At 72.8% G+C, this 12,413-nt stretch carries 10 protein-coding genes and 1 pseudogene; 2 read left to right on the top strand and 9 right to left on the bottom strand.

The window, feature by feature from the left end; all coding sequences use genetic code 11:
* Positions 1 to 230: 230 nt before the first annotated feature.
* The 7 genes from pheA to AB0C73_RS25420 all read right to left on the bottom strand — a co-directional run bounded on the left by pheA (position 231) and on the right by AB0C73_RS25420 (position 7,575).
* Positions 231 to 1,166, bottom strand: a complete 936-nt coding sequence (pheA, locus tag AB0C73_RS25450; RefSeq protein WP_362534254.1) for a prephenate dehydratase — start codon at positions 1,164 to 1,166, stop codon at positions 231 to 233.
* Positions 1,167 to 1,243: 77 nt separating this feature from the next.
* Complete coding sequence (gene efeB / locus AB0C73_RS25445) at positions 1,244 to 2,494, bottom strand: iron uptake transporter deferrochelatase/peroxidase subunit (RefSeq protein ID WP_362534404.1); 1,251 nt, start codon at positions 2,492 to 2,494, stop codon at positions 1,244 to 1,246.
* A gap of 86 nt (positions 2,495 to 2,580) precedes the next feature.
* Positions 2,581 to 4,548, bottom strand: a complete 1,968-nt coding sequence (locus tag AB0C73_RS25440; RefSeq protein ID WP_362534252.1) for a copper resistance protein CopC — start codon at positions 4,546 to 4,548, stop codon at positions 2,581 to 2,583.
* Positions 4,549 to 4,570: 22 nt separating this feature from the next.
* Positions 4,571 to 5,056 carry a copper chaperone PCu(A)C gene (locus tag AB0C73_RS25435; RefSeq protein WP_362534249.1) on the bottom strand — a complete coding sequence of 162 codons (486 nt, stop codon included), beginning with the start codon at positions 5,054 to 5,056 and terminating at the stop codon, positions 4,571 to 4,573.
* Positions 5,053 to 5,823, bottom strand: a complete 771-nt coding sequence (locus tag AB0C73_RS25430; RefSeq protein ID WP_362534246.1) for an SCO family protein — start codon at positions 5,821 to 5,823, stop codon at positions 5,053 to 5,055. Before AB0C73_RS25430 ends, AB0C73_RS25435 begins: the two co-directional genes overlap by 4 nt.
* A 29-nt stretch (positions 5,824 to 5,852) precedes the next feature.
* Positions 5,853 to 6,635: a YcnI family protein gene (locus tag AB0C73_RS25425; RefSeq protein ID WP_362534243.1), complete on the bottom strand. Its 783-nt coding sequence runs from the start codon at positions 6,633 to 6,635 to the stop codon at positions 5,853 to 5,855.
* A gap of 121 nt (positions 6,636 to 6,756) precedes the next feature.
* The gene (locus tag AB0C73_RS25420) at positions 6,757 to 7,575 is read right to left on the bottom strand and encodes a hypothetical protein (RefSeq protein WP_362534240.1); all 819 of its coding nucleotides are present in this window, start codon (positions 7,573 to 7,575) and stop codon (positions 6,757 to 6,759) included.
* A 252-nt stretch (positions 7,576 to 7,827) separates the two neighbouring features.
* Between AB0C73_RS25420 and AB0C73_RS25415 the strand changes: the two genes are divergently transcribed.
* Positions 7,828 to 8,274, top strand: coding sequence for an ATP-binding protein (locus AB0C73_RS25415; RefSeq protein ID WP_362534238.1), 447 nt, complete (start codon positions 7,828 to 7,830; stop codon positions 8,272 to 8,274).
* A gap of 75 nt (positions 8,275 to 8,349) precedes the next feature.
* Here AB0C73_RS25415 and AB0C73_RS25410 read toward each other — a convergent pair whose 3' ends face one another.
* Together AB0C73_RS25410 and AB0C73_RS25405 are read right to left on the bottom strand one after the other, a co-directional pair.
* Positions 8,350 to 9,819: an aminopeptidase P family protein gene (locus AB0C73_RS25410; protein ID WP_362534236.1), complete on the bottom strand. Its 1,470-nt coding sequence runs from the start codon at positions 9,817 to 9,819 to the stop codon at positions 8,350 to 8,352.
* 187 nt (positions 9,820 to 10,006) lie between these two features.
* Positions 10,007 to 11,491 (bottom strand): PP2C family protein-serine/threonine phosphatase, encoded by a 1,485-nt coding sequence (locus tag AB0C73_RS25405; protein WP_362534233.1) that lies wholly within the window; start codon positions 11,489 to 11,491, stop codon positions 10,007 to 10,009.
* A 593-nt stretch (positions 11,492 to 12,084) separates the two neighbouring features.
* On the opposite strand from AB0C73_RS25405, the pseudogene AB0C73_RS25400 reads away from it, so the two are divergent.
* Positions 12,085 to 12,276: pseudogene (locus AB0C73_RS25400) on the top strand (hypothetical protein); the annotation flags it as partial.
* Positions 12,277 to 12,413 lie beyond the last annotated feature (137 nt).

The following is a 12,413-nucleotide window of genomic DNA, read 5'->3' as shown; positions in this document are numbered from 1 at the left end:
CGGAGTTCTGCACAGTGAGGGTGGGTTATCCACAGGCTGTGCGAAAGATCTGTGGACGAATGCGAGCCGTCGATCTTTCCCGCATTTTCCCACTCCTTCGAGTGGGAATCGCTCGCTCCATAGGGTGGGGCCCCGGACCTGGGGTGACAGCGATTTGTCGACCTTCGCGGACCGCCTTGTCGACTTGTCCCCAGGTCGAGGAGCGGCCCTGTGGATAACTCGGGGTAACGCTAGGCCCGCCCGTCCTGGGCGCGCGCCAGCCAGTCGGAGGCGTCGGTGAACTCCGTGTCCGAGGTGCCGCGGCGCAGCGGCGCGACGTCCTCCACCGCCACCCCCGCGCGCGGATACGAGCCGAGGAAGCGCACCTTCGGGCAGATCCGCTTCAGGCCCATCAGCGCCTCACCGACCCGCCGGTCCGAGATATGGCCCTCGGCGTCGACGGCGAAGCAGTAGTTTCCGATGCCGGCGCCGGTCGGCCGCGACTGGATGAGCATCAGGTTGACCCCGCGCACCGCGAATTCCTGGAGGAGTTCGAGCAGGGCGCCCGGATGGTCGTCACCGAGCCACAGCACCACCGAGGTCTTGTCCGCGCCCGTCGGCGCCGCCGGCCGGGCCGGCCGGCCCACGAGCACGAAGCGCGTCTCCGCGTTCTCGGCGTCGTGGATCTCGGTGACCAGCGGTTCGAGCCCGTACGTCGCCGCCGCGAACTCACCTGCGAAGGCCGCGTCGAAGCGGCCCTCCTGGACCAGGCGCGCGCCGTCCGCGTTGGACGCGGCCGACTCCCACACGGCGTCGGGCAGATTGGCCCGCAGCCAGTTCCGTACCTGCGGCTGGGCGACCGGATGACCGGTGACCGTCTTGATCTCCGACAGCTTCGTCCCCGGCCGTACGAGCAGGGCGAAGGCGATCGGCAGCAGCACCTCGCGGTAGATCATCAGCGGCCGGCCGGAGGCCAGCTCGTCGAGGGTCGCGGTGACGCCGCCCTCGACCGAGTTCTCGATCGGCACGAGCGCCGCCGCCGCCTCGCCGTTGCGCACGGCGTCCAGCGCGGCCGGGACCGAGACCATCGGGACGAGCTGCCGGGTCGCGGCCTCGGGCAGCGTGCGCAGCGCGGCCTCGGTGAAGGTGCCTTCGGGACCGAGATACGTATACCGGGTGGCGGACATACCGTCACCCTAACGGCAGCGTGCCCCGGGAGGCCGGGGCACGCTGCGGCAGACCACGGGGGACCGGCCCCGGGCTCCTACGACTCCAGCAGGCGCTGGCCCACGTACTCGCCCTCCGCCGGACCGCCCGGCGCCGCGAACAGACCGCTCGACTCGTGCCGCAGGAACGCCGACAGGGCGTCGCCCCGGTCGAGCTTGCGCTGCACCGGCACGAAGCCGCGCAGCGGGTCCGCCTGCCAGCAGACGAAGAGCAGCCCGGCGTCCGGCGTGCCGTCCGCCGCGATCCCGTCGTGGAAGGAGAACGGACGGCGCAGCATCGCCGCCCCGCCATTCTGTGCGGGGGCGGAGATCCGGGCATGGGCGTTGCTGGGGATGGCGGGCTTGCCGTCCGGGCCGAGCTTGTTCAGGTCCAGCGGGGTCGTCTCGGTCCCGCCGGACAGCGGCGCGCCGTCCGACTTCCGGCGCCCGATCACCTGCTCCTGCTTGTCGAGCGACAGCTGGTCCCAGTCGTCGAGCAGCATCCGGATGCGCCGGACGACCGCGTACGAGCCGCCCGCCATCCAGTCCTGCGCACCGGTCGCGTCCTGCGGCACGAAGATCCGCCGGTCGAAGTCGGGTGCGGTCTGCTGGGGGTTGTTGGTGCCGTCGACCTGGCCCATCAGATTGCGAGCGGTCATCGGGCGGGCGGTGGCGCCGGCCGAGCGGTTGAAGCCGTTCATCTGCCAGCGCACCCGGGCCGCGTCGCCCGCGTCCTTCTGGAGCGCGCGCAGCGCGTGGAAGGCGACCAGCGCGTCGTCCGCGCCGATCTGCACCCACAGATCGCCCTCCGAACGCTTCGGGTCGAGCACGTCCGAGGAGAAGGCCGGCAGCGGATCGAGCTGGGGGGGGCGGCGCGCGGTGAGGCCGGTGCGGTCGAAGAACGTACGGCCGAAGCCGAAGGTCACCGTCAGGGAGGACGGGCCGGCGTCCAGCGCGATCCCGGTGTCGGCGGTCGTGGGCTTGCCCGCCATCAGTGCCTTCGCCGTGGCCGACCAGCGGCGCAGCAGCGCGGCGGCCTCCTTGCGGCCCGCGCCCGGCGCGAGGTCGAAGGCGACCAGATGGCCCCGGGACTGAAGCGGAGTGGTGATCCCCGCTTGATGTTTCCCGTGAAACATCACCTCGGTCGAACCGACCGTGGTCAGGGCCGGGGCACCGTCGTCTCCCACCTTCCCGGTGTCGGAACCGCCCCCGGAAAGAGCCGAGGAGATCCCGGCGCCGCCGGCCGCGCCGATCACCAGCCCGGCCGCGCCGGCGGCCCCGACGGTGCCGAGGATGCGGCGCCGGGAGATTTCGAGCTTCTCGTCGTTGACGGGGGCGTTCGCGGGGGCGTTCGCGGGGTCGTTCTCGGGGTTGTTCACGCGGTTGTTCACGAGGGTCAGCCGATCTTGACGTTCTTCTCGATGGTGGTCTGGTCGATCTCGGAGGTACGGACGGTCACCTGCATCAGCCACTCGCCGGCCATCGGCAGCTGGACGCCGGTCGCCGTCCAGTGCCCGGTCTGGACGCGGTCGGGCAGCACCGGCAGCGGGCCGATGTCCTTCGACGTGAGCGTGAAGGAGACCTTCACCTCGGGCACGTCCAGGGCTCGGCCGTTCGGCCGCAGCACGAAGAGGTGCAGGGCGTTGGCGCCGGTGCGGCCGGGGTCGAGGGTGAGCTGCACGGTGCCCTTGCCGTCCGGGCCGCCGGTGTCGAAGGGCAGCCGGACGTCGATCGGACGGTTCGGCACCGCGGCCGCGCCGGCCGCGGCGCGTCCCTGGCCGGCCTGCTCCTCGGTACGGGCGGGCTCGGTGGAGGTGAGCACGGTCGTCACGGCGAGGAGCACGACCGCCACGGCGGCCTCGGTCAGCACCGAGCGGCGGAGGCCGGCCCGCTCGGGGTCGGCGTCCCGCGCCTTCCTGCGCTGCGCGGTGGCGACGGCGGCCCGCTGCCGGGCGAGCTGCGCGGCCCGCTCGGCGTCCGGCTCCCCGGCCTCGGCCTCGGTCTCGGCCTCGGCCTCGGTCTCGGCCTCGGCCTCGATGTCGGGTGTTTCATCGGAGGCTTCACCGAGGCCGGTGTCCGCCCCCTCCGGCTGCTCCGCGAGCCGCCGCACCCACCTCCGCGACACCCACCCGATGCCGACCAGGACGGCCACCAGGCCGGCCTTGACCATGAGCAGCTGTCCGTAACGGGTGTCGACGAGCGCCGACCAGGTGCCGACCTGCCGCCAGGACTGGTAGAGCCCGGTCGCGGCGAGGACGACGACCGAGCCGAAGGCCAGGTTCGAGTAGCGCTCGACGGCGGAGCGTTCGACCGAGGGCGCCCGGTGGAGCGCGACGAGCAGCGTGGTGAGCCCGCCGAGCCAGGCGGCGACGGCGAGCAGGTGCAGGATGTCGACCGGCATCGCGATGCCCGGCTGCAGCCCGGTCGAGGCGTGCTCGGCCAGCGCCCACGTACCGGCGATGCCGGCCGCGACGACGGTGCCGCCGAGGGCGAGGCCGAAGGCGAGGTCCTTGTGCTCCTTCTCGTCGCGCCGCCGGGCGTAGGCGCCGAACAGCACGGCGACGAAGAGCGCGGCCGCGCCGAGCAGCAGCAGCCGGGAGGAGAGCGCGGCGCCGGTCTTGGTCTCCAGGACGGCCCGCAGCCCGCCCAGGTCGAAGACGTCGCCGAGCTGTCCGGTCCTGGTGTACGGGTGCCGGAGCAGCAGCAGCGCCAGGGTGGCCCCGGTCAGCGTGAGCCAGCCCCGGACGACCAGTCGCTGCACCGGGCGCACGGCGGCCCCGCGCGGCCAGCAGGCCAGGACGAAGGCCCCGCCGCCGACGAGGACGACGAACCCGGCGTACGAGAGGTAGCGCGCGATCCCGTACAGCGCGCCGACCAGGCCGCCGCCGACCGGGGTGTCGGGCAGCGCGACGGAGGTGGCGGAGGGGGCGCCGACGGAGAAGGTGAAGGCGCCCGAGACCGGGTGGCTGTCGGCGGAGACGGTCTGCCAGGCCACGGTGTAGGTGCCGTCGGGCAGCCCGGGCAGCAGCGCGACGCCGTACCGGACGGTCGAGCCGCTGCACAGGTCCTGTATCTCGCCGGTGTCGACCCGCTTCCCCGCCGGGTCGAGGACCCGGATGGAGTCGCCGCTCATGGCGACCTCCTCGGAGAAGGTGAGGTTGACGTCCTTGGGGGCGGTGGCGACCACCGCCCCGTCCTGCGGGTCGCTGCCGGTCAGCGCCGCGTGCGCGGACGCGGGGCCCGCACCGGCGAGCAGTGCGCCGAAGAGCGCGGCGGCGACGAGCAGCAGCCGGATCAGGACATGCCTCCGGGCGGGGGCATGGCTGCGGGCCGGCCGCCCGAGGCGCGGGGCGGTGGTCGTCATGGGTCGGTCACTCCCTCACAGGTCAGTGCTGCTTCGGGTTGTGGTTCGGTGCCTCGACGGGAAGCTCGACCTTGATCGGGTCGGCCTTCTCGAAGTGCAGCTCGATGGCGACCTTGTCGCCCTGCTTGGGCTTCTGCTTGATGTTCATGAACATGATGTGGCTGCCGCCGCGTTCGAGCTTGAGCTCGCCGTTCGCCGGGATGTCGAAGAACTTCACCTGCTGCATCTTCTGGTTCTTCGTCTCGTGGATCTGGACGTCGTCCGAGAGACCGCTGGTGACGGAGAGGAGCTTGTCGGCGGTGGCGCTGTCGTTCTTGATGGTGAGGAACCCACCGGCCATGTCCATCACGGGCTGGGGCATGAACGCGCCGCTGACCTCCAGCTTCGGCTTGCCCTCGGCGCCCTTGGCGGAGGCGGTGTCGTCCGACGAGCAGCCCGTCAGGCCCAGGGCGAGGGCGGCGGTCAGCGCGGTGGCGGCGGACAGGGCGGTGGCGGTGCGGCGGTTCACGGGTTCTCTCCCTTGATGAGCTTCGGCAGATCGGCGGCGTACTGGTCGGCGGTGGTGCTCTCGCCGTAGAGCACATAGCCCTGGTCGGTGGTCGGCGAGAACGCGATCACCTGGGCGCCGTGCATGGAGACGACGTCGCCGCTCGCCTCCTTCTTCGGCGGGTCGATGCCGATGCCGATGGAACGGGCCCCGGCCTGGATGGCCGAGAAGTCGCCGGTGAGTCCGGTGAAGGACGGATCGCCGGCGGCGGGCAGCCACTTGCCGAGCTCGGCGGCGGTGTCCCGCTCCGGGTCGGTGGTGACGAAGACGACCTGGAGCTTGTCCTGGTCGGCCTTGGGGAGCTCCCTGCGGGCGATGGCGATGTTGCTCATCGTCATCGGGCAGACGTCCGGGCAGTGCGTGTAGCCGAAGTAGATGAGGGTCGGCTTGCCCTTGGTGCGTTCGCGCAGGTCGTACTTCTCGCCCTTGGTGTCGGTGAGGACCAGGTCGGGCTTGGTGAACGGCCGGTCGAGGACGGTGGCGGCCTTGGTGCTGTCGGTGCCGCCGGAGATCTGGGTGACCGCCCCGTGCTCGTGGCCGGACGCCGTGTCGTCGCCACCGCCGAGGCCGACGGCCGCGGTGACGCCGATGGCCGCGACGATCGCCGCCGCGGAGATCAGCAGCGGGGCCCGGCGGCCGGGGCGGCCGCCGTCCTTCCCGCCCTCGGCACCGGGGATCTGACCAGGCGTCTTCTTGCCGGACTTCGTGCCGGACTTCGTGTCGGACATGGTGATTCTTTCGGTGAGGGTGACGGCCGTCAGGCCGAGCGGCGGCGCCCGGCCAGGACGCCGAAGGCGATTCCGGCGACACCCACGAGGATGCCGACCACGCCGAGCACGCGTGCCGCGGTGTCGGACGTGGCGGCGGCGGTCTCCTCGTGCGCGCCTGCCTTGTCGTCGTGGCCGGCCTTGTCGTCGGCGGCCGGGCCGGCGCCCGCGGCGGCGCCGTGGTGGTCGTCGGCCGCGGCGGACAGCTTCAGGACCGGCGCCGGGCTCTCGGGCTCGGCGGCGCCCTCCTTGGGCTCCTCGATCCAGCGCACGACCTCGTTGTTGTCGTAGGTCTGGATCGCCTTGAGGACGAGCGTGTCGGTGTCCTCGGGCAGCTTGCCCAGGGAGAGCGGGAACTGCTGGAACTGGCCGGGGCCGATCTTCGAACCGTCGGCGGTCCAGGTGACCTTGGCGACGGCCTGGTCGATCTTCTTGCCGTGCAGCTCCAGCGGCTTGGCGAGCTTGGCCTTGGTGACCTCGACCTTCCAGCCGGGCACCGGCTGCGCCATCACGGACGCCAGCGGGTGGTCGGTCGGGAAGTCGACCTCGACCTTGACGGTGGAGGCGTTGTCGCGCTCGTTCGGCACCTTCACGTTGACGGTCGCGTAGCCGCCCTTGGCGGCCTGGCCCACCGGCTGCACGCTCACGTGCGCGGAGGCGGTGCCGGCGAGCAGCAGGACGGCGGACGCGGCGACACCGCCGGCGACGGCGGCGCGGGCGAGGAACGTACGGGACAGGGCGGTACCGGACAGGGACGTACGGGAAACGCTCATGGCGAAAGACACTCCAGCTCAGGAGAGGTACGAAGACAGGGGCGAGCGGTCCGCGCGCGGATGACGCGGACACCGCGGACCCGGCTCCGTGGCCGTGCCGGCCGGTGCGGAGCGGTCCGCGTCAGGCTGCGAGGACGCAGCGGGCGGCGGCCGGTGGGCCGCGCCTGATCACCGTGTGCTGAAGTGCCTCGGCCACCGGCGGCGGCGAGGAGTCGAAGGCGGTACGGGGCAGGCCGCGCGGCCCGGTGGCCGGAGCGCCCGGCAGACCGGCGAGCAGCGCCCGTACGAGGGAGAGCGCGCCGCGCAGCGAGCGGACGAGCGCGCACTCGGCGAGCTCGACGGCACCCTGCGTGGAGAGCGTCACCAGACGGCCGAGGGCGAGGTCGCCCCGGCGCAGCAGCCAGCCGGTCGCGAGCGCGGCGAGCAGGTGGCCGAGCAGCATCGGCAGGCTGGGGAGGAGAGCGGCCTGCCCGGCGGCCGCCCCCGCGGCGTCCGTCATGCCGGCCATGCCCGTCATGCCCGCCATGTGCGTGTGCGCCCCGGCCGAGGCCGGGACGGTGAGTCCGGCGTCGCCGACGATCCGGGCGGCGTCGGCGGGGCTGAGCGCGGTGGCGCCGTCCCCGCAGACCAGCTTGGCGGCGAGCCGGATCAGTGCGTCGTCGGCCTGCGGGCCGAGCGCGATCCGGCGCTGCCCGAGCCCGAACAGGATGTGCAGGGCGAGCTGTCCGCCGGCCAGCGCGGTGACGATCGCGGGCAGCGAGCGCTGCCGGTCGGTGAAGAGCACCGTGACGCCGAAGACGCCGAGGAAGCCGGCGACCAGCGACCACAGCGCGATGCCCGCACACGCGGCGAGCGCGTGGCCGAGCCCGGACAGCACGACGCAGACCGCGGTGAACACCGCGGCCCTCAGCAGACGTGGTGCGAGCGCGGGGGCAGACATGGCGGGCCCATCATCGCACCAGCCTCACCCCCTTCATACGGCAGGTCCGGAAGGTCGCTCTTGGGCGTCTTCCGGGGGCTTCCGGGAGTCTTCTCGGGGTCTTCGCGGGCGACATACACCGGGCCGCCGGACGCGCACATCCGCCGAACAGGTGCAGTCGACACCGCAAGGGGCTTATCGACCACGCCGCACGGCAATACGTATCGGTATGTCGTGCCGCAGCATGTCGAGCCGCAGCCAGGAGGCTGGAGCATGAGCATCTGGTGGTCCCTGCATCTGCGGCGCGAGGCCGCGAGCGTCCCGCTCGCCCGGCGTCTGCTGCTCGGCACGATGGAGACGGCCGGGGTCGACCCGGATGTGTCGTACGAGCTGTCGGTGGCGCTCACGGAGGCCTGCGCCAACGCGGTGGAGCACGGCGGCACCGCCACCGGCCGGGGAGGCCCGGCCTCGGAGGCGTACCGCGTCACCGCCTACCTGGACGGCGAGACCTGCCGTATCGAGGTCGCCGACACGGGCCCCGGCTTCTCCGGCACCGTCCCCGCACCGGCCGCCGCGGACGCCGAGAACGGGCGCGGCCTTCGCCTGATCGAGGAGCTCGCCGACCATGTGCACTTCGGGCGTACGGGCCGGGGCGGCGCGCTCGTCAGCTTCGACAAGATCATCAAGTGGCGCGCGGACGCGCCGCTGGCGCTGACCTGAGCCCCCTGGGGCCCGGGACGCGAGAGCCCCCGCCGGCACCAGGCCGACGGGGGCTCTGCGTACGTACGGGAGAGGTCAGCCCTGCAGGCCGGCCATCCACGCCTCGACCTCGTCGGAGCGGCGCGGCAGCTGGTCGGAGAGGTTCCGGTTGCCGTCCTCCGTGACCAGGATGTCGTCCTCGATCCGGACGCCGATGCCGCGGTACTCCTCCGGCACCGTCAGGTCGTCGGCCTGGAAGTAGAGCCCCGGCTCGACGGTCAGGCACATGCCCGGCTCCAGGGTCGTGTCGACGTACGCCTCGGTGCGCGCGGCGGCGCAGTCGTGGACGTCCATGCCGAGCATGTGACCGGTGCCGTGCAGGGTCCAGCGGCGCTGCAGACCGAGCTCCAGGACACGCTCGGCCGGGCCCTCGACCAGGCCCCACTCGACGAGCTTCTCGGCGAGCACGCGCTGGGCGGCGTCGTGGAAGTCGCGGTAGGCGGCGCCGGGCTTCACCGCGGCGATGCCCGCCTCCTGGGCCTCGTACACGGCGTCGTAGATCTTGCGCTGGACGTCGGTGAACGTGCCGTTGACGGGCAGCGTGCGGGTGACGTCGGCGGTGTAGAGCTCGGTGGTCTCCACGCCGGCGTCGAGCAGCAGCAGGTCGCCGGAGCGGACCGGGCCGTCGTTGCGGACCCAGTGCAGGGTGCAGGCGTGCGGTCCGGAGGCGGCGATGGTGCCGTAGCCGACGTCGTTGCCCTCGACGCGGGCGCGCAGGAAGAAGGTGCCCTCGATGTAGCGCTCGCTGGTCGCCTGGGCCTTGTCGAGGACCTTGACGACGTCCTCGAAGCCGCGGGCGGTCGAGGCGCAGGCCTTCTCCAGCTCGGCGACCTCGAAGGCGTCCTTCACGAGGCGGGCCTCGGAGAGGAAGACCCGCAGCTCCTCGTCGCGCTCGGCGGTCACCTTGTCGGTGAGCGCGGCCTCGATGCCGGCGTCGTGGCCGCGCACGGCGCGGACCGGGCCGGTGGCCTCCTTGAGCAGCTCGGGCAGCGTGCGGACGTCCTTCGCCGGGATGCCGAGCAGCTGCTCCGCCTCGGCGAGGGAGTGACGGCGGCCGACCCACAGCTCGCCCTGGCCGTCCAGCCAGAACTCGCCGTTCTCGCGGTCGGAGCGCGGCAGCAGGTAGAGCGTGGCCTCGTGGCCGTCCTCGACCGGCTCCAGGACGAGGACGCCGTCCTGGGTCTGGTCGCCGGTGAGGTACGCGTACTCGGTGGAGGCGCGGAAGGCGTACTCGGTGTCGTTCGACCGGGTCTTCAGGTTGCCGGCCGGGATCACCAGGCGCTCGCCCGGGAAGCGGGCGGACAGCGCGGCGCGGCGGTCGGCGGTGTGGGCGGCCTGGGCGATCGGCGCGAGGCCGTGCAGCTCGGTGTCGGCCCAGCCGGACTTCATGTTCTCGGCGAGCTCGTCGGAGACGCCCTGGTAGAGGCCGTTCTTGCGCTGCTTGATCGCCTGCTCTTCGGACTCCTCCGGGGTCTCCGGGTTGTCCGTCGTGAGCTCCTCGGCCACGGGTCTGCCTCCTTTGGGTACGACACTGAACCGCCACCATCGTACGGGCGTGCGGTCAGGTGCCAAAGGCCGAAGACCCATTACCGACGGGTCACCGTGGCGACGACGTGTCCGGGCTCACGCGAAGCGGCTCGCTCGAAGCGCTCACTCGAAGCGGCTCGCTCGAAGCGGGCGACCCGGTGCCGGCTCACTCGAAGCGGGCGGCGAGCAGCACCACGTCCTCGCCGTCGTCGGCGCCGTGGGTGCCGTGGGTGCCGGCCGTGTCCAGGCCTTCGGGCAGCACCGTCCGCAGGACATGGTCCGCGATCGCGCCCGGATCGGCCCGGTCCGCCTTCGGCACGCTCGCGGCGGCGGCGTGCAGCCGGGCGAAGGCCCGGTCCATGGCGTCGCCGGTCCGCCGGAGCAGCCCGTCGGTGTAGAGAAGCACCGTTTCTCCGGGGGCGGGAGACAGTTCGACGCTGGGCGCCTCCCAGCAGGAGAGCATGCCGAGCGGCGCGGACAGCGAGGTCTCCACGTACTCGGTGCGCTGCTCGCCGATGAGCAGCGGCGGGGTGTGACCGGCGCCCGCGAGCACGATCCGGCGCGCGGCCGGCTCGCAGAAGGCGAAGAGCGCGGTGGCCGAGCGGGCGGGTTCGGTGAGCCGGAGCAGCAGTTCCAGGTCGGAGAGGACGGCGACCGGGTCCTCGCCCTCCATCACGGCGTACGCGCGCAGCGAGGCGCGCAGCCGGCCCATGGCGGCCAGGGCGCTCGGCCCGCTGCCGGAGACGGAGCCGACGGCGAGCCCGAGGGCGCCCTCGGGCAGCGGCAGCGCGTCGTACCAGTCGCCGCCGCCGTGCGGGCCGGTGCGGTGCCGGGCGGCGAGCTGCACGCCGGGGACCCGGGGGAGGCGGCTGGGCAGCAGTTCCTCGGCGACGGTGGCGATCCGGACGCGGGCCCGCTCGACCTCCAGGAGGCGGGCCAGGTGCTCGGTGGCGAACCTGCCGTACAGGCCGATGAGGTGGCGCTGCCGTTCGGTGGGCTCGGCCGGTTCGTCGTACAGCCAGACGAGGGCGCCGAGCTTTCCGGCCGCCTCGGTGGCGAGCGGCAGGGCGTAGCTGGCGGCGTAGCCGAGGCGGGCGGCGACCTCGCGGTGGCGGGGGTCGAGGTCCTCCTCGGAGCGCAGGTCGGGGTGGGCGACGGGGCGGGGCAGGGCGCCCTCGGGGAGCGGGTCGAGTCCGTCGAGGATGCGGCCGTACGAGGTGACGCTGCGCGGGACGGTCTCGATGGTGCCGAGTTCGGCGTGGGCGAGACCGAGGCCGACGGTGAGGGAGGGGCCCTGGCCGTCGGCGGGTTCGAGGACGGCCATGCCGCGGCGGGCGCCGACGAGGGCGGCTCCGGCGCGCAGTACCTCGCGCAGTGCGCCGTCGAGCGAGCCGGTCCTGATCAGGGACTCGGTGAGCTCCTGGAGGAGGGTGAGGTCGGAGACCCAGCCGGCCAGGCGGTCCTGGAGCTGGAGCGCTCCGCCGATCGGACCGCTGCCGACCGGACCGCCGGCGGCCGTCGTGGGGAGCGGCGCGCCGAGGGAGGCCGTGGCGGGGATCCCGGCACGGGCCCCGGGGTGGGCCGTAGTGTGCGGGGGAGAAGGAACAGTGGAATCGATTCCGGCCACTTTCGGCGCGCGTGGTGTACTCATGGCACTCGGCTTTCCGACCTGCGCGTTTCATGCAATAGCATCGCAAACCCCCAAGTCATTCTGCGCCGCTATCCATCGATCCACATCTACACGCACATGTAGATCGATGTCCAGCATTGTCACCATGGGACTTCTGGTGTCCGTGAGATGCGGCGAGAGGGTTGAAGACTAGGGGAAGTTGGCTGAAAATTGCCCCCGGTGTGCACCATTTGCGGTCGACTGGCGTCGTTTGAAAGCGCGTCATTGAGAGCGTGACGGGTACGTAATCGGTGACGGGCAGGGGCAGTTGGAGACGCCCCTGAATACGGACGCGGAACCCGAGCGTCCACATCACCGCATGCCGCACCCCTACCCCGAGTGGCGGGGAACGTGTTCCGGCGGGATCGCCGCCTGAACGCCCGCCGCCCGCCGAGAGCACGCCGAGAGAGCCCGCACGGGCCGGGCGAGGCTCGTCAGTGCCAGGACGCGCAGTGAGTACGCGAGTGATACGCGCAGCGATGCGCTCAGTGATACGCACGGTGAAGGCAGCGCCACGTAGGGTGACATCCGCGTGGTGTGTGGATTCGGCGTTCAACGGAAAGGAACGAGCGCTCATGCGCGAGATCCTCGGAAGGCGACGCAGGCTCCGGTTCGGGCGCGGCAAGCGCGGGGCGGGCACGGAGGGCATGCAGGGCCCGGCGGAAGTGCGGGCCTCGACGGAGGTACGGGAGCCGGCGGAGGCGCGGCGCGACGCGGCGCTGCTGTTCGGCACCGAGTGGGGCTGGCCGGTGCTGCCGGGCGTGGGGCTGCGGGTGGACGCGGCGGCGGCCGGTGCCGGCGACGGTGACCCGTCGCGGGAGGAGTCGGTGACGGCGGGGCCGGCCGCGGGGCCGGGCTCGGGGCCGGGCGTACGGCGCAGGGCGCCGTGGTGGGCCGGCGGGAC

It is taken from the genome of Streptomyces sp. NPDC048623 (assembly GCF_040650755.1).
GTDB lineage: Bacteria > Actinomycetota > Actinomycetes > Streptomycetales > Streptomycetaceae > Streptomyces.
This window is presented reverse-complemented; position numbering and strand designations above follow the sequence as displayed.